The sequence below is a fragment of the Clostridium amazonense genome, from assembly GCF_056431285.1.
On sequence record NZ_JBWKMH010000002.1, the window covers coordinates 121,099 to 139,475 of the forward strand.

An 18,377-nucleotide genomic window follows, 5' to 3' on the forward strand; every position below is an offset into this window, starting at 1 on the left:
ATTTATGGAAGAGAAAATTGAAAAGAAAAAAAGCAAAACATCTGTTGGTGGGCAGGCTGTTATTGAAGGCGTTATGATGAGGGGAAAAGACGGAATAGCTACAGCGGTGAGATTAGAAGATGGTTCAATAGAAGTTCAAAAGGAAAAGTCTGAGAGCATAACTAAAAAACATAAGTTTTTAGGACTTCCTATTATAAGAGGGTTTGTATCTTTGATAGAATCTTTGGTTATAGGAATAAAAAGCCTTAATTATTCAGCATCTTTGTTTGAAACTGAAGAGGAAGAAAGTAAATTTGATAAATGGTTTGAAAATACGTTTAAAGAAAAAGGAAATGATATATTAATAGGATTTTCATTAGTTGTTGGATTAGCTTTTTCTGTATTTTTATTCTTTATAGTACCTACATTTTTAGCTAATTTAATAAAAAATTATATAACAGATAGTAATATAGGATTAAATATAGCAGAAGGTATTATAAGAGTGTGTATATTCCTTTTATACGTAGTCTTAATTGGAAAGATGAAAGATATTCAAAGAGTATATATGTATCATGGTGCAGAACATAAATCTATTGCTTGCTATGAAGCTGGTGAAGAATTAACACCAGAAAATGCAAAGAAATACACTAGATTTCATCCAAGATGTGGAACTAACTTTTTGTTCTTAGTTATGATTATAAGTATAATAATATTTTCATTAACAGGATGGGAATCTATTTCTCAAAGAATAATATCAAGGATACTTTTATTACCTATAGTTTCAGGTATAACATATGAAGTTATAAGATTTTTGGGGAAAAGTGATGGTAAAATTGCAAAAATCATTGCTAAACCAGGTCTTATGTTACAAAAACTAACTACTAGAGAACCTGACCTTGATATGTTGGAAGTAGCGATAACTTCATTAAAAGCTGCGGAAGGTATAGAAGATTAAAAGAAGAGGTAAAATATGAAGATAAAAGAATTATTAAGTAATGGTTATAATACATTAAAAGAAGCAAATGTTGAAAGTTATATGCTAGATTGTAATTTACTTCTTTGTCATGTTTTAAATGTAGATAAAGTGTATATAATTCTTAATAAGGAAAAAGAAATAGAAGAAGATAAGACAACTCAATTCTTAAAATTAATTAAATTAAGAGCTGAAAAGATGCCTATAAAATATATAACTAGAAATACTGAATTTATGGGGTTAGATTTTAAGGTGGAGCAAGGTGTATTGATACCTAGACCAGACACCGAAGTTTTAGTAGAAGAATGTATTAAAATTATAACTAAAAATAATTTTAAAGACATATGTGATGTATGTTGTGGTAGTGGAGCAATAGGTTTATCAGTAGCTTATTATATAAAAAATACTGCTGTAAAATTATATGATATTAGTGATACAGCATTAAAGGTAACAGAAGAAAATATTAAAAATTTAAATTTAGATAAGAGATGCTTTAGACAATATAGTGACTTATTAAAAAAAGCAAAAGAAGAAAATTTAAAATTTGATATGATTATTTCCAATCCGCCATACATAAGAAAAGAAGTTATAGCAACTTTGATGGAAGATGTTAAAAATTATGAACCTCACTTAGCGTTAGATGGTGGAGATGATGGTTTGGATTTTTATAAAAGGATAACAAAAGAAAGTTATGAAATTTTAAATTGTGAAGGATATTTAGCTTTTGAAATAGGACATGATCAAAAAGATGATGTTACAAAAATATTAGAAGAAAATAAATTTGAAAATATATATTCTCTTAAAGATTTATATAATAATGATAGAGTTGTTATAGGACAAAAACAACTTTAAAATGGCTCTTTAAAATTGCAAACATATCTATTTATTGATATAATAAAATGATGAAAAAATAAACAAAGAAAAATTTTAAAGTGTTCTTAGGGAAACATACAATTTATAGTAATTTAAATAAGGCTTTAAAATTATAATAACTAAATGCAGATTTGTAGCAAAAGTGAATTTACCATTTTGAAAATTATATTTTATAAATTAGAGTGGATTCACGATAATAAGAATTTACGATACAGTTTAAATAAAAAAATATATTAAGGTACGGAGTGATGAGTTTATGTTAGATAGATTACAATTTATTGAAAATAAATATGATGAACTTTCAAATAAAATAAGTGATCCAGCAATTATGGCTAATCAAAAGGAATGGCAGAAATTATGTAAAGAACATGCTGATTTAGAAGCTGTAGTTGCAAAATACAGAGAGTATAAAAATGCTGTAAATGATTTAGAAGAAAACAAAGAAATGTTAACTGCTGAATCAGATAGAGAGATGAAAGAAATGATTCAAGAGGATATAAAACATCTTAATGAAGTTATAGAGACATCTCAAGAAGAATTAAAAATATTATTATTACCAAAAGATCCTAATGACGATAAGAACGTATTTATAGAAATAAGAGGTGGAGCAGGTGGAGATGAAGCTGCACTATTTGCTGCTAACTTATTTAGAATGTACACAAGATATGCTGAAAGAAATAGATGGAAAGTTGAAATGATGAGTGCAAATGAAACTGATATCGGTGGATTCAAAGAAGTTGTATTCATGGTAAAAGGAAATAAGGCATATAGTAAATTAAAATATGAAAGTGGAGTTCATAGAGTTCAAAGGGTTCCAGACACAGAATCAAGTGGAAGAATTCACACATCTACAGCAACAGTTGCTGTTTTACCAGAAGTTGATGATGTTGATTTAGAAATAAACATGAATGACATTAGAGTAGATGTTTTCAGAGCATCAGGAAACGGTGGACAGTGTGTTAATACTACAGACTCAGCTGTAAGAATGACACACGTACCAACAGGACTTGTAGTATCTTGTCAAGATGAAAAATCACAGCTTAAAAACAAAGAAAAAGCTTTAAAAATATTAAGAGCAAGATTATATGAAAAAGCTCAAGCTGAAAGAGCTGCTGGAATCGCAGAAGATAGAAAGAGCCAAGTTGGAACAGGGGATAGAAGTGAGAGAATAAGAACTTATAATTACCCTCAAGGAAGAGTTAGTGACCATAGAATTGGATTAACTTTATATAAATTAGAAAATTTCCTTGATGGAGATATAGATGAAATCTTAGATGCTCTAATAACAGCAGACCAAGCAGAGAAAATGAAATCATTAGGAAATAGTGAAATTTAATTTTTAATTGGAGTGTGAATTTATGGATATAAATAAAGTCCTTAAGAAGCAAAAAAAATCTTATAAAAGGTTTATGCTGTCTATGGGCTTTATTTTTATAGGATTGCCCATAGCATTAATTTGTTCTAAAATTAATAATCCATTTTTTTATTTATACTTATTAATAATTGAAGTTTTAATTTTAGAATCCATGATGATAAGAACAAATGAAGAAGTTTTAGAGTTTAAACAAATTGGGAGTAAAGTAGCTATAGAAGTAGGGGTTTTACATAGAAAATACACAATTATTCCAAATAAAATAGCTATTATACACATAATACCAACTGGAAAGTTTTTTGATATACTTATTATAAGTAAAAGTAGATTTAGAAACAAAAGATTAAAACATGTAGATTTTAGATTTTTATCAAAGCAACCTATAATTGATAAGTATTATAATAGAATAAGGAAAGAAGATGAGGATCCTTATTTTTATTTTGTAATAAAAAAAGGTGGAATAAAAAAATACATGTTATTAGATTATTTGTATAAAACTTGTGTTAGTGCTATTTTTACAGATATAACTATAGAAAAAATAAAAGAATATAGAAGTCAAGAATAAATATTAAAAACCTAAAATACATTGTTATAGAGAATGAATTTTAATTTTAAATTAAAACTTCAAATGCTTAAGAATAAAAATAATATACAATGTATTTTCTCTTTATATTTGAGAAGGTATAAAGTGGGGGGATTTTATGGGAACTATATTCTATATAGGTGTATTTTCTGCACTTGTATCAATTCTTGGAACACTTATAGGGGCAACTCTAGGAGTAATGCTAAAAAATCCATCAAAACGGCTTATGGGAAGCATATTAGGTGCAGCAACAGGTATAATGATATCTATAATATTTTTAGAATTAATACCAGAGGCTATAGAGTATAATGGGTTTTTAAAAACATTACTTGTAATTTTAATTGGCATAAGTCTAATACTAATTATAGATGTTTTAAGTAGAAGAGCTGGCAAAAATAATGATTCACATTTAAAAGTTGCAATTTTGATGGGACTTGCTATGATGATTCATAATTTCCCAGAAGGCTTAGTTATGGGATTTGGATTTTTGAAAGAAAGTAATTTAGGAATAAAAATGGCAGCATTAATTTCAATACATGATGTCCCAGAAGGACTTGCTGTAGCAACTCCATTAGTTGTTTCTGGAATGAAACCAAGGAAAATATTAACATATGCATTTTGGGTAGCATTTCCTACAATGATTGGAGCTTGGCTCGGAATTATAATAGGAAGTATATCAAAAGTAGTATTAGGAACATCGATAGCTTTTGCAAGTGGCGTAATGATTTATGTGGTCTTTGGACAAATGTTACCAGAGAGCAATAGTTTAACAGACAGTTTTACAACATCAATAACTACTATACTAGGAATTATTATTGGATTTATTATGCTAAATATATTATAAAATAATAAATCATATAAATTAGAGGTGTTTTTTATGAAAACAAAAGTTGTTAATATACAAGAAGATAATATAGATATGAATATACTAAATGAAGCAGGAGATGTTATAAAAGATGGTGGACTTGTAGCATTTCCTACAGAAACAGTTTATGGATTAGGGGCTAATGCATTAGACGAAGAAGCTGTTAAAAAAATATTTATAGCAAAAGGAAGGCCACAAGATAATCCTTTAATAATTCATGTAGCTGACTTCAATATAGATCCATATGTTAAAAATATTCCAGAAGTTGCAAAAAAAATTATGAGTAAATTTTGGCCAGGTCCTATAACTTTAATTATGGAAAAAAGTGATTTGATACCTATGACTACAAGTGCCAATTTAGATACTGTAGGAATTAGAATGCCAAGCAATAAAATTGCAGCAGAACTTATAAGAGCATCTAAAACAGCAATTGCGGCACCATCTGCCAATATATCAGGAAGACCAAGTCCAACAGATGTTGAAAGTTGCATAGAAGATTTAGATGGTAAAGTAGATTATATAATTGGTGGTACCAAAAGTGAAGTTGGATTAGAATCCACTATAGTTGATTGTACAACAAATCCAATTTGCATATTAAGACCAGGTGGTATTACTTTAGAAATGTTAAAAACTGTAGACAAAGATGTATATATGGATTCATCAATATCATCAAAGCCTACTAAAGATTTTAAGCCAAAAGCTCCTGGAATGAAGTATAGACACTATGCTCCAAAAGCTCCTGTAAAAATTTTTAAAGGAGAAATTGAAAAAACTATTGCAAAAATTAATGAAATGATGTTAAATTATATAGAAAATAAAATGACAGTAGGAATCATTGCTACTGATGAAACTAAAGAATTTTATAATAATGGAATTGTAAAATCATTGGGAAGTAGAGATAGCTTAAATGATATAGCAAAGAATTTATTTCATGTTTTAAGAAGTTTTGATTCAGAAGATGTAGATATAATATTATGTGAAGCTTTTGATGAACAAGGTGTTGGCCTTGCTATAATGAATAGACTAAATAAAAGTGCTGGATTTAATATTATAGAAGTATAGTTTAGTAAAGGAGAAGGTAACGTGAAGATTTTATTTATATGTACAGGTAATACATGTAGAAGTAATATGGCAGAAGCATTGTTTAATTATCATTGCAACCTGCAAAATGTGACTGCGAAATCAGCAGGTTTATTTACTAATCCTTCTTCTAAAACATCTTTAAATACTTATTTAGTTTTAAAGCAAAAGTATAATATTGATATATCAAATAGAAGTTCTATTCAGCTTAATTTAGAACTTATTGAAGACGCTGATATAGTTCTTACCATGACAACATACATGAAAACTTACATATTAAATGAAGTGCCACAATTTAAAAATAAAGTATTTACATTCAATGAGTATATAGGAAGAAGCGGAGATGTTATTGACCCATTTGGCGGGGAAATAGACATTTATTTTAAGACTTTTGAGGAAGTCGAAAGTAATGTTCTATTACTTATTGATAAAATAGAAAAAGATACTAGTAATTAAGACTAATATCTTTTTTTTGTGCAAAGTATTAAAGTTTTAAATTATACTTTGATTTTAAGTATTTTATTAGATTTTGTACATACTAAAATAAGTTACTTATTTTATATAAAATATATTAAAAGAAGAATTTGGAGGGGTGTAAAATGAAAATTGCATTAGGTAGTGACCATGGTGGAATAAACTTAAAAAAAGAAATAATAAAACACCTAGAAGAGAAAGGTTATGAGTTAAAAGATTTTGGAACATATAAAGAAGAATCTTGTGATTATCCAGAATATGCTTTAAAGGTAGCAGAAGAAGTTGCAAGTGGCGATTTTGATTTTGGAATATTAGTATGTGGAACTGGAATAGGAATAAGCATTTCAGCAAATAAAGTTCCAGGAATTAGAGCAGCACTTTGTAGTGACACCTTCAGTGCACATGCTACAAGACAACATAATAATGCAAATATATTAGCATTAGGTGAAAGAGTTGTAGGAAAAGGACTAGCATTAGATATAGTCGATACTTTCTTAGAAGCTAAGTTTGAGGGTGAACGTCACCAAAGAAGAATAGATAAAATAACAGAGATAGAAAAAAAATACTCTAAGTAGTATTTAAACATAAAATAATTATTTTAAATAAAGCAAAAATAATAGTTTTTTAAATAAAGGGAGGATTCATTATATGAGTAAATTAACACAAATAGAACATCCATTAATAAAACATAAGTTGGCTATGATAAGAGATAAAAATACAGGTTCTAAAGATTTTAGAGAATTAGTTGAAGAAGTAGCAATGCTTATGGCTTATGAAGTTACAAGAGACATACAAGTTGAAGATGTTGAAATAGAAACTCCAATATGCAAAACTACATGTAAAATGTTATCAGGAAAGAAACTTGCTATAGTTCCAATATTAAGAGCTGGACTTGGTATGGTTGATGGAATGTTAAAATTAATACCAGCTGCAAAAGTTGGACATATAGGTATGTATAGAGATGAAGAAACATTACAACCAGTAGAATACTTCTGCAAATTACCACAAGATATAGAAGACAGAGATGTAATAGTTACAGATCCAATGCTTGCAACTGGTGGTTCTGCTATAGATGCAATTGATGCATTAAAGAAAAGAGGAGCAAAAAGCATAAAATTAATGTGCTTAATATCATCACCAGAAGGAGCTAAAGCAGTTCAGAAAGCACATCCAGATGTTGATATATATTTAGCTGGATTAGATGAAAAATTAAATGAGCATGGATATATAGTTCCAGGTCTTGGTGATGCAGGAGATAGATTATTCGGAACAAAATAATTAATAAAAAAAGCATTCTACATTGATATGTAGGGTGCTTTTTTTAATTAAACTAAATAAATGTCCATTGTTAACTGTCAATTGATAAGGTAGGCGAGGTTTTAACCTTGCAAATTATATGATGTTATATTAAAAATTGTTCCAACATCTGTAGGATAGAATTCATTCTTGCAATTATACGCTGTTATTTTAAATGTTGTATCCATATCAAAAACCGCCAAGACTAAAGTCTCAGCTACAAAGGGGGAAAAGAGGTTTCATTTCAATTTTTGTAGGCGAGGTTTTAACCTTGCAAATTATATGATGTTATATTAAAAATTGTTCCAACATCTGTAGGGTAGAATTCATTCTTGCAATTATACGCTGTTATTTTAAATGTTGTATCCATATCAAAAACCGCCAAGACTAAAGTCTCAGCTACAAAGGGGTAAAAGAGATTTCACTTCAATTTTGGTAGGCGAGGTTTTAACCTTGCAATTACATGATGTTATATTAAAATTTGTTCCAACCTCTGTAGGCGAGAATTTATTCTTGCAATTATACGCTGTTATTTTAAATGTTGTATCCATATCAAAAACCGCCAATACTAAAGTCTCAGCTACAAAGGGGTAAAAGAGATTTCACTTCAATTTTTGTAGGCGAGGTTTCAACCTTGCAAATTATATTATGTTATATTAAAGCTTGTTCAAATATGTGTAATGTAGGGTGGAATTCATTCTACCTAGACTTAGGTCAGTATCCAAATCAAAGACCGCCAAAGTTAAAACTTCGGCTACAAAGGGGAAAGAGATTAATGTGCCACATATTTATTGATTTTTTTCTGTAGGGTGGAATTTATTCTACCCATTTAAATGTTCCAATTATTGAAAAACAAAATAGTTAATAAAACATTTATAAAAAATTCATATAACTGTTACAAAAGAATTATCAGTGTGTTACTATCTATGTGGATTTAAGATAGTATAAAAAAATATAATATGACGTAGTAATGAAGATAAAGTAAGTACAAATAAAATCAATGTAAATGTTTTCTGGCGTCATGAAGTTTTCATAGGGGGATAATTATGAAGAGTAAAAAATTTTTATGTTTAGCATTATCTGCATTCCTAACTTTAGGTATGGTTGGATGTGGAAGTAATACAAAAAATAATAAAGAAGCAAGTGCAGAGACTGCACAAACAGAAAAGGCAAAAATAAAAGATGGGGGAACAATGGTTTTTTCTTCTACAACAGATCCAACTTGTTTAAATCCATTTTTCCAAAACAACAGAGTTACATTTACTGTAAACAATGCATTGTTTGATCCATTATTTGTAGCAGATAAGGATGAAACAAGATATTATTTAGCAGATAATATGGAAGTTTCAGAAGATAAACTTACATATAAAATAAAGTTAAAAGATAATTTAAAATGGCATGATGGTGAAAAAATTACAGCTGATGATTTAATTTTTACAATAAATATGGCTAAAGATGAAAAACAAGGAATAGCTGACAGACAAACATTTATAATAGATGGAAAAGAAGTTGAAGTTAAAAAGATTGATGATTTAACAGTAGAGTTTAAATTACCGCAAGCATATGCACCATTTGATGCAGGTATAGGTTCATTAAGAATTTTACCTAAGCATATATTTGATGGTGAAAAGAACTTAGCACAATCAGAAAAAAATAACAATCCAATAGGTTCAGGTCCATTCAAATTTAAAGAATGGAAAAAGGGAGAAACATTATCATTAGAAAGATTTGACGATTACTATAGTGGAAGACCACACTTAGATGGGATTGTATATAGAATAATACCAGATGCTAACTCTGGAAAGGTTGCTTTTGAAAATGGAGAAGTTTCTGCAACATATTTAAGTGAAGAAAAATATGAAAGATTTTCACAAGATGAAAATTTCAAAACATATTCTTTTGATGAGGGAATGTTAAATTATATAATTTTTAATGAAAAAAATGAAAATTTAAAGAAAAAAGAAGTAAGACAAGCTATTTGTTATGCTTTAGATAAGGAAGAAATATTAAAAACTATATTTAAAAATTTAGAGAATACACAAAAAGCATATTCTATATTAGTACCAAGCACTAAATATTACACTGAAGATGTAGAAAAATATGAAAATAACATTGAAAAAGCCAAGGAACTTTTAAAGAAAGCTGGAGCTGAAAATATAAAACTTGAATTCCAATACAATGCAGGTGATGACAATATTGTTATGATGGTAAAACAACAGCTAGAAAAAATAGGCATAGAAGTAGAACCAAAACAAATAGATACAAATGCATTCTTTGCTAAATTATTTGGAGAACAAGAAAGAGATTATGACATAATATACAATGGATATGTAATGGGTAGTGATCCAGATGGATATGCATCTGCGTTTGTTAAAGATGGAGAAATGAATGCACAATTCTATGATAATAAGGAATTAGATGAGTTATGGAAAAAAGGTGCTAAAGAAGTTGATGAAAACAAAAGAAAAGAAATATATGAAAAAATTCAAAAAACAATAGCTGATGATGCTGTAGTATATCCAATAGAATATACTAAATCATTAATTGGAGTGAGTGCTAAAATTGGTGGAGTTGAAGAAGCCAAATTAGTTCCAATATATATGTTTGAAGATTTATCAAAACTTTATATGACAGAAGAATAGTTAAAAATAGGCTCATTTACCTTTTGTAAAAAATAGGTTTTTGGGCCTTTTTATATAAGGGGTGAATTTATGAAAGAGAAAATTATAAAAAGAATTTTAGAAGCGATACCTATGCTATTATTCATTTCATTTGTGTCATTTTTGCTTATGAATTTAGCACCAGGTGACCCAGCACAGGGATTTATAACACCGAAAATGTCAAAGGAACAAGCTGAGTTAATAAGAGCTAACTTAGGACTTGATAAACCAATGTTAACTAGATATGTGATATGGCTTCAAGGTGTGTTTAAAGGTGATTTAGGATATTCACTCATAACAAGACAGCCAGTTGCAAGTGAGATTTTATCAAGGATGTTACCAACGCTAGGACTTATGGGTGCATCTATGATTTTTTCGGTTATTATATCAATTCCATTAGGGTTATACATAGCACTTCATAGAAATAAAACTTTAGATAATGTTGTAAATGTTTTAAATTATATAGGAATATCTATACCAAGTTTTTGGTTTGCCATGATTTTGATAACTATTTTTTCTCTCAAGTTAAAATGGGTTCCCAGTGTCGGTATGAGGAGTATAGGGGTTACGTCTACAGTTGATTTATTAAAACATGGAATACTTCCAACGATTGTACTGAGCTTTTCTAGTATAGCCGTATTAACTAGATATGTAAGATCTAGTACCATAAATGAATTAAAACAAGATTACATAATAACAGCTATGGCTAAAGGACTTTCAAGAAATGAAATATTATTTAAGCAAGTAATGAAAAATTCACTATTACCTATAGTTACGATATTAGGTATGAGTTTACCATCTTTAGTATCAGGTGCATTTATAACAGAAACTATATTTGGATGGCCTGGCATGGGAAGACTTGGTATGAATGCTATAAAAGCATTAGATTATCCAGTAATTATGGCTATGACAATGCTCACATCAATAATGGTTGTTTTAGGAAATTTAATTGCAGATATATCTTGTATGATTATAGATCCAAGAACACGTAGAGGTGATAATAATGACTAGGAATAAAACTTTAAAACAAAAAATCTTAAGAGAATTAAAAAGAAATAGATTAGGAATGTTTTCATTAATATCATTAATAGTAATAATATTATTAGCTATATTTGCATTTATAAGTCCGTATGATCCGAATAAAATAGATTTAATTTATAAATTTGAGGGGCCAACATTGAAACATATATTTGGAACTGATGGCTTAGGAAGGGATTATTTTACTAGAGCACTATATGGAACAAGGGTATCGTTAACTGTAGGGATTATGTCAATGATTGTATCAATAGTAATTGGAACATTGGTTGGTGCAATAAGTGGACTAGTAGGAGGTAAAGTTGATGCTATAATTATGAGAATTATAGATATGCTCATGAGTATACCACTATTTTTCTTATTATTAATAGCTAATGCTTATTTAAAACCTAGTTTAATAAACATAATAGTTATTATAGGTATTTTTGGATGGATGGGAATAGCGAGAATAGTTCGTGCAGAGACGCTTTCTTTAAAACAAAGAGATTTTATTCTATGTGCGAAGGCTTTGGGAGCTAATAATAAAAATATATTAAAATCACATATTATACCTAATGTTTTCTCAACAGTTTTAGTAGCTGCTAGTATTAACATAGCAGATGCAATATTAACAGAATCAGCACTTAGTTTTATGGGGTTGGGAGTTCAACAACCAATGTCATCACTTGGAAGTATGTTACAAGCAGCACAGTCAAGGATGGCGGATAAAGCATATCTTGCTGTATTTCCAGGGGTTATTATATTGTTAATAGTTTTAAGTTTTAATGTTCTTGGAGATGTTTTAAGAATAGGGCTAGATCCAGAAGAGTAAAATAGAAAAAAGTGAGGCGATAGCCTCACTTTTTATGTATATAATAAGTAAGCTACTTTTTTTCTCTACATTTAACATTGTAAATAATAGATTGTATGCTAGTTAAATGGTGGAGAAGAGCATTTAATTCATCATCTGTAAAATCACAGAGACTTTCTTTAAGGTTATTTATAGCTGAGTTTTTAAAGTAATCAACTAGATTTTCACCTTTTTTAGTAAGTGATAATTTATTGATACGTCTATCTCGAGAGTCAACTGATTTAATAACTAAATCTTTATCTATTAAATTATTTACAATGGGAGTTAAATTACATTTATTAATACACAATCTATCTGATATATCTGTCATGTTTAGAACTCCAAAAGTATCTAGTAAATTTAAAATATTTCTGTGAGAAGGTGGCAGACAACAGTGATTATTTGCATTAGTAGATATAGAGTCTATTTTACTAAAGTTTTTTATAAACATGGGAAAAATGGTTAAAACACCTTCTGCTATACTAGTAAGATTTTTATCATCCATAAAAATTGCTCCTAACATTGATAATTTAAAAATATATATAATACTAAGAACGGTTAATAAGTTCTAAAGTTAGATTATAAAATAATTAAGTCTTATAAAATTTGTGTATAAAATTAACTAAATAATTTTATAAGACTATAATTATATTTTGACTCAAATAGAAATAAATGTCAACAATGGACATAAAAACAAGCATGAGATTTAATCTCATGCTTGTTTTAAATTACTTATTAAAATATCTATTTAATAATCCATTAAATGCAGCGCCGTGTCTAGCTTCATCTTTACACATTTCATGAACTGTATCATGAATAGCATCTAGATTTAATTTTTTAGCAAGAGTTGCTAAATCTTTTTTACCTTGGCAAGCACCATGTTCAGCATCAACTCTAGCTTGTAAATTAGCTTTAGTATCAGCAGAAAGAACTTCTCCTAATAATTCAGCAAATTTAGCAGCATGTTCTGCTTCTTCAAAAGCTATTCTTTTATAAGCTTCAGCTACTTCAGGAAAGCCTTCTCTATCTGCTTGACGACTCATTGCAAGATACATTCCAACTTCTGTACATTCTCCAGTGAAATTAGCTCTTAAACCTTCTACAACTTCAGGATCTAAGTCTTTAATGGAACCAATTCTATGTTCATCAGCCCAAGACATTCCTTCTTCATTTTTTTCTATAAATTTACTAGAGTCAGCTTTACAAATAGGACAAAACTCAGGAGGTGTATCTCCTTCATGAATATAACCACAAACTGTACAAACAAACTTCTTCATAATTAACATCCTTCCATAAACATAATAATATTATTTTAAAATTTTAATATAATCAATTGATATAATAATTAAATTTATTATATGTAAAAAGTAACTTTTTAAAACATATAGATATAAATTAAAGTTAATATTTATATCTATTTCAAATTATGAACTTTGAGTAAATAAGTTAAATATATAATTTAAATCTATATTGTTAAAAACATTATACACATACAGAAAAAATCAATCAATGACAAAATCAAGAATATTAGTTATGTTCATAATAAATTAAAAATTTTGTAATATTAAATGTATTTAATGGACATAAATTCCAATCAATAAGATATCAATGATGAAATATGTTCTAAATCTATTATTTTTATTGTGGATCTGTCAAAGTCTATTAGATTATCATTTTTCATATTAATAAGTTCTCTTGAAAGTGATGGCCGTTGGACGCCTAGATATTCTGAAAGTGCTTTTTTAGACATTGGTAAGTGCAAGGAAAGAGTATTTTGTTTCTTGTATTCACTTAAAATAAAGTAACATATTTTTTGGCGTAAGGATTCAAATGAAAGAAGTGTTACTTTTTTATTTAAAGTTAGTATTTTAGAAGATAGTAAATTCATAAAGTTATTCAAAATTTTTTTGTTGTTAAGAAGAGATAAAATATCATCTTTTGAGATATAAAGCACTTTAGTGCCCCTATATGCAACAATTGTAGCTGGGTATGTATTTTCATTAGAAAATATAATAGCCTCTCCAAAAGTGTTTCCAGCAGTTAATGTATTAATGGATACTATTTTTCCGTTGGAATAATGCTTTTGAATATCAACAGTGCCTTCTAGAACAATTGATAATTTTGAGCAATTGTCTCCCTCAAAATTCAAAATACAAGACTTGCATTGAGCACAGTTTTTGCACTTATCGTAAATAGTATAAGAAACATTTTTTAGAACATCCTCTAATTCTCTTTCGGATAATCCTTTGAAAATTTTGCATTTTTTTAAAATAAAAATTAAATCATTCATAAGCTATTTTCCTTTTTAATTATAAAAAATCAGTATATTTTTATATTTCAAATCTGTTTTATTTAAATTATATCAAAATAAAAGTAGATTTCAATTTAAGAACTATTAATTTTATATTTGGAATCTAAATTAAAATATAGTAATACAAGTTAAAACTTTTAGTTATTCATGTTTTAGTTGAGAATTTTAAATCTAAGTTTTAATCTATATTTTTAAAAATTGACAATGGACAGTGAAGGTGAAAATTGGACTTCCAATTTTAAAGAATGATTTTTTATTAAATTTACTAAGTAAATTAATTGAAAACAATATAAAAACGTAGTTTTTAAGCATTTCTATTTTTAGATATTAGGAACGAAGTGAGTAATATCTACCATAACTATTCACTATTCACTATTCACTCTTACTTGGTTCCAAATATAAAAATATAAATAAACTGTAAGCTTAATGATATCATTTGATAAAGGTGTTATTTAAAATTCAAACTTGGAACCCTATATAATAATTTATTTTGATAGCTATAAAACATATAAATTTTGCATAAAATTTGATTATAATTTTCTTATTATATATAATATGAAAGAAATGTTTATTTTATTTACTATAAAATAATAAAATATTCGCTTAATTAATATATTTTTATGTATAATAGTATATAAATACATACTATTTTTAGAGAAGTGCAAATGTAGCTGGAATAAACGTAGAGAAACAAATTTTAAAAAGATTAATTAATATATAAGTAAAAATTAGAATTTGTAGCTCTTTTAGAAAAAACTATTAAGTAAAATAGAGGGAAGAAAAAATGAATAGAATAGATAAACAAAATTATTATTTAGATATATGTGAAACTATACTTGAAAGGGGAACTTGTTTAAGAAGAAATTTTGCGGCTATAATAGTAAAAAATGATGAAATTATGGCGACAGGATATACAGGTGCACCTAGAGGAAGAAAAAACTGTAGTGATATAGGCAGATGTAAAAGAGAGGAATTAAATGTACCAAGAGGTACTAGATATGAAATATGTAGATCTGTTCATGCTGAACAAAATGCAATAATTTCCGCAAGACGACATGATATGATAGGATCTACGCTATATTTAGTTGGAAAAGAACAGAGTAGTGGTGAATTGGTGAAAAATGCATCACCTTGTACTTTGTGCAAAAGATTTATAATAAATGCTGGAATAGAAACTGTTATAATAAGAGATAGCAAATCTGAATATAGGGAAGTTAAAGTAAGTGATTGGATAGAAAATGATGATTCTCTAACAGAAGATGTTTCCTATTAAAGTTTACTTAAAATAATAAAGAAATAGGATGGTTAGTATATGAATAATGTAATTTTTTTAATGGGTATAACAGCACTTATATCAGCTGCAATTACACCATTAGTAAAAAAATTAGCAATAAAAGTTAATGCAATAGATGTACCTAAAGATGAACGAAGAATACATAAAAAGCCAATTCCACGAATGGGAGGAGTTGCAATATACATAGCATTCATATGTGGAATTTTACTAAATATTTCTCAGTTTTCATTAGATGATTTAGGAATAGTGATTGGAGCTACGGTAATTGTCATAGGTGGTGTAATTGATGATATGAATGAATTAAGGCCAAGATATAAATTGGCATTTCAAATAGTTGCTGCTTGTATACTTGTAGCATTTGGGTTAAAAGTTAATGTTATAACTAATCCATTTGGTGTTGGAGGAGAATATATAAATTTAACAATCATTGGCATACCTTTAACTATAATATGGATAATAGGTGTAACAAATGCATTTAATTTAATAGATGGATTAGATGGATTATCAGCAGGGGTAGGACTTATATCATCATTGACACTATTAATAGTTTCATTCATAAATGGAAGGGCAGATGCTGTGTTTTTTACAACTATATTAGCAGGGTCTATACTAGGATTTTTGCCATATAACTTTAATCCAGCAAGTATATTTATGGGGGATACGGGAGCACAATTGATAGGATTCTTATTAGCAGCCACATCTATAAATGGAGCTATAAAATCAGCTGCAGCATTAGTTATTGCGGTTCCACTTTTAGCATTAGGACTTCCTATATATGATACATTATTTGCAATAGTTAGAAGAAAAGTTAATGGAAAGCCTATATCACAAGGGGATAAGGGGCATCTTCATCATAGATTATTAGGATTAGGATTAAGTCAAAGACAAGCGGTTTTAATAATATATCTAATTAATGCAATTTTAGGTGGTGCGGCTATTATAGCAATGCAAGTAAGTAGTAAAAAGGCATACTTTTTATTAGCAACTGTAGTTGTGATTATAACAGGAATTGCATGGAAAATTGGACTTTTACATGAAGAACAACATAAATAAGTTAATTTGAAAAAATAAAATACATGAGAATAAATAAATATGGTAAAGTTATATTTAAAAAGCATAGAATATAATTTTAACCATATTTATTATTATATAAACGGGGTGAAGCATATGAAAAAATTAAAAGTTATGACAGTGTTTGGCACTAGACCGGAAGCTATAAAAATGGCACCAATTATAAAAGAATTAGAAAAAAGAGAAGAGTTTGAATCTAAGGTTTGTGTAACAGCTCAGCATAGACAAATGCTAGATCAAGTTATGGAAATATTTCAAATACAACCTGATTATGATTTGGATATTATGAAGAATAAGCAAAGTTTATCAGGTATTACATGTAAAGCACTAGAAGGAATAGAAAATGTAATAAAAAAAGAAAATCCAGATATTGTTTTGGTACATGGTGATACAACTACAACATTTGTAGCATCTTTAGCTGCCTTTTATAATAAAGCAAAAGTTGGCCATGTGGAAGCTGGACTTAGAAGTCATGATAAATATTTTCCATTTCCAGAAGAAATGAATAGAAAATTAACTGCATCAATTGCAGATTTACATTTTTCACCTACTGAGTTATCTAAACAAAATTTATTAAATGAAAATATAGATGAAAAAACAATTTTTGTTACAGGAAACACAGCAATAGATGCTATGGATTATACTATTAAAGAAAATTATAAATTTAAAGAAGAAAAGTTGAATCATATAGATTATGATAAAAAGGTTATTATGGTAACAGCTCATAGAAGAGAAAACTGGGGAGATGGAATAGAAAATATCTGTGAAGCATTAAGAAGTATTGTTGAAGAAAATAAAGATGTAGAATTGATATATCTAGTACATTTAAATCCTATAGTAAGAGATGTTGTGCATGAAAAGTTAGGTGAGATAGATAGAATACATTTATTAGATCCTATAAATGTAGAGGATAATCATAATTTAATGAATAAGTGTTATATGATAATGAGTGATTCAGGTGGAATTCAAGAGGAAGCACCACATGTTGGAAAACCTTTGTTAGTATTTAGAGATGTAACTGAAAGGCAAGAAGCGGTTGAAGCTGGTGCAGTAAAGTTGGTTGGAACAGATAAAAATAAAATTTTAAAAGAAGCAAATAAATTATTGAAAAATGAACAAGAGTATAATAAAATGAAGAATATAAAAAATCCTTATGGTGATGGAACTACATCTAGACAAATATGTGATATTTTAAAAAATATATTAAAAAATGAGAGCATGGTATAATACTATGCTTTTATTTTAAATTTATACATAAATAAAAGTGAGTTTACAAATAATTATAGTGTATGTTGTTCTAAGTATAAATTGAACTTAATATAAAATAAGTATAATAAAAAACAATTCAAATAAATTGAAAATTTTATGAATTAGAAAAAAACTTTTTATGCAATAGGAAAATAAAATTTTATATGCACAAAATTATTGGAAAAATAGTTAATACTTGAAAAATAAACACATAAAGGCATTGAATTGCAATTCACATAATGCAAAAATGTTAAAATAAGAAAAATAAACATCAAGAAAAATGAAACAAATAATTAATAATATTGCAAAAGTCAGAATAAATTAAAATTCAATTATTTAAAAAAAACAGAAAAATGAACATGGGGTCATAAATTAATTCAAATATTAGCTTTTTTATGCATGAAAAACAAAAGAAATTGAAATTAAAATGACCG

At 27.8% G+C, this 18,377-nt stretch carries 18 protein-coding genes; 15 read left to right on the forward strand and 3 right to left on the reverse strand.

Features of this window, described 5'->3' with window-relative positions; all coding sequences use genetic code 11:
• Positions 1–4: 4 nt before the first annotated feature.
• The 12 genes from AC07E4_RS00620 (at position 5) to AC07E4_RS00675 (ending at position 12,001) form a co-directional block, all read left to right on the forward strand.
• Positions 5–934 carry a DUF1385 domain-containing protein gene (locus AC07E4_RS00620; RefSeq protein WP_034438233.1) on the forward strand — a complete coding sequence of 310 codons (930 nt, stop codon included), beginning with the start codon at positions 5–7 and terminating at the stop codon, positions 932–934.
• A 15-nt stretch (positions 935–949) separates the two neighbouring features.
• On the forward strand, positions 950–1,804 hold the full coding sequence (gene prmC / locus AC07E4_RS00625; protein ID WP_478215486.1) for a peptide chain release factor N(5)-glutamine methyltransferase: 855 nt from the start codon (positions 950–952) through the stop codon (positions 1,802–1,804).
• Positions 1,805–2,081: 277 nt separating this feature from the next.
• The gene (gene prfA, locus AC07E4_RS00630) at positions 2,082–3,161 is read left to right on the forward strand and encodes a peptide chain release factor 1 (RefSeq protein WP_034438230.1); all 1,080 of its coding nucleotides are present in this window, start codon (positions 2,082–2,084) and stop codon (positions 3,159–3,161) included.
• Positions 3,162–3,183: 22 nt separating this feature from the next.
• Complete coding sequence (locus AC07E4_RS00635; protein ID WP_034438227.1) at positions 3,184–3,762, forward strand: hypothetical protein; 579 nt, start codon at positions 3,184–3,186, stop codon at positions 3,760–3,762.
• A 136-nt stretch (positions 3,763–3,898) separates the two neighbouring features.
• Positions 3,899–4,624: a ZIP family metal transporter gene (locus tag AC07E4_RS00640; protein WP_034438226.1), complete on the forward strand. Its 726-nt coding sequence runs from the start codon at positions 3,899–3,901 to the stop codon at positions 4,622–4,624.
• A 33-nt stretch (positions 4,625–4,657) separates the two neighbouring features.
• Positions 4,658–5,707 (forward strand): L-threonylcarbamoyladenylate synthase, encoded by a 1,050-nt coding sequence (locus AC07E4_RS00645; RefSeq protein WP_478215487.1) that lies wholly within the window; start codon positions 4,658–4,660, stop codon positions 5,705–5,707.
• Between the two features lie 21 nt (positions 5,708–5,728).
• Positions 5,729–6,181 carry a low molecular weight protein arginine phosphatase gene (locus AC07E4_RS00650; protein ID WP_034438223.1) on the forward strand — a complete coding sequence of 151 codons (453 nt, stop codon included), beginning with the start codon at positions 5,729–5,731 and terminating at the stop codon, positions 6,179–6,181.
• Positions 6,182–6,324: 143 nt separating this feature from the next.
• Positions 6,325–6,774: a ribose 5-phosphate isomerase B gene (gene rpiB, locus AC07E4_RS00655; protein WP_034438221.1), complete on the forward strand. Its 450-nt coding sequence runs from the start codon at positions 6,325–6,327 to the stop codon at positions 6,772–6,774.
• Between the two features lie 73 nt (positions 6,775–6,847).
• On the forward strand, positions 6,848–7,477 hold the full coding sequence (gene upp / locus AC07E4_RS00660) for a uracil phosphoribosyltransferase (RefSeq protein WP_034438218.1): 630 nt from the start codon (positions 6,848–6,850) through the stop codon (positions 7,475–7,477).
• Positions 7,478–8,541: 1,064 nt separating this feature from the next.
• Positions 8,542–10,137 carry an ABC transporter substrate-binding protein gene (locus AC07E4_RS00665; RefSeq protein WP_040329667.1) on the forward strand — a complete coding sequence of 532 codons (1,596 nt, stop codon included), beginning with the start codon at positions 8,542–8,544 and terminating at the stop codon, positions 10,135–10,137.
• Positions 10,138–10,206: 69 nt separating this feature from the next.
• Entirely contained in the window at positions 10,207–11,166 is a 960-nt protein-coding gene (locus AC07E4_RS00670) for an ABC transporter permease (RefSeq protein WP_040329668.1), read from the forward strand.
• Positions 11,159–12,001, forward strand: a complete 843-nt coding sequence (locus tag AC07E4_RS00675; RefSeq protein WP_040329670.1) for an ABC transporter permease — start codon at positions 11,159–11,161, stop codon at positions 11,999–12,001. The genes AC07E4_RS00670 and AC07E4_RS00675 overlap by 8 nt, the downstream gene beginning before the upstream one ends.
• 52 nt (positions 12,002–12,053) lie before the next feature.
• Here the strand turns inward: AC07E4_RS00675 and AC07E4_RS00680 are convergent, their stop codons facing one another.
• From AC07E4_RS00680 to AC07E4_RS00690, 3 genes are all read right to left on the reverse strand, one after another.
• The gene (locus tag AC07E4_RS00680) at positions 12,054–12,524 is read right to left on the reverse strand and encodes a MarR family winged helix-turn-helix transcriptional regulator (RefSeq protein WP_040329671.1); all 471 of its coding nucleotides are present in this window, start codon (positions 12,522–12,524) and stop codon (positions 12,054–12,056) included.
• Positions 12,525–12,747: 223 nt separating this feature from the next.
• Positions 12,748–13,296 (reverse strand): NADH peroxidase, encoded by a 549-nt coding sequence (locus AC07E4_RS00685; RefSeq protein WP_040329673.1) that lies wholly within the window; start codon positions 13,294–13,296, stop codon positions 12,748–12,750.
• 317 nt (positions 13,297–13,613) lie between these two features.
• Positions 13,614–14,309: a Crp/Fnr family transcriptional regulator gene (locus tag AC07E4_RS00690; RefSeq protein ID WP_478215488.1), complete on the reverse strand. Its 696-nt coding sequence runs from the start codon at positions 14,307–14,309 to the stop codon at positions 13,614–13,616.
• An 805-nt stretch (positions 14,310–15,114) separates the two neighbouring features.
• Here AC07E4_RS00690 and AC07E4_RS00695 point away from each other — a divergent pair.
• The 3 genes from AC07E4_RS00695 (at position 15,115) to wecB (ending at position 17,922) form a co-directional block, all read left to right on the forward strand.
• On the forward strand, positions 15,115–15,603 hold the full coding sequence (locus AC07E4_RS00695; RefSeq protein ID WP_040329675.1) for a deoxycytidylate deaminase: 489 nt from the start codon (positions 15,115–15,117) through the stop codon (positions 15,601–15,603).
• Positions 15,604–15,642: 39 nt separating this feature from the next.
• On the forward strand, positions 15,643–16,677 hold the full coding sequence (locus AC07E4_RS00700; protein WP_478215489.1) for an MraY family glycosyltransferase: 1,035 nt from the start codon (positions 15,643–15,645) through the stop codon (positions 16,675–16,677).
• A 114-nt stretch (positions 16,678–16,791) separates the two neighbouring features.
• On the forward strand, positions 16,792–17,922 hold the full coding sequence (wecB, locus tag AC07E4_RS00705) for a non-hydrolyzing UDP-N-acetylglucosamine 2-epimerase (protein ID WP_478215490.1): 1,131 nt from the start codon (positions 16,792–16,794) through the stop codon (positions 17,920–17,922).
• Positions 17,923–18,377: the final 455 nt, after the last annotated feature.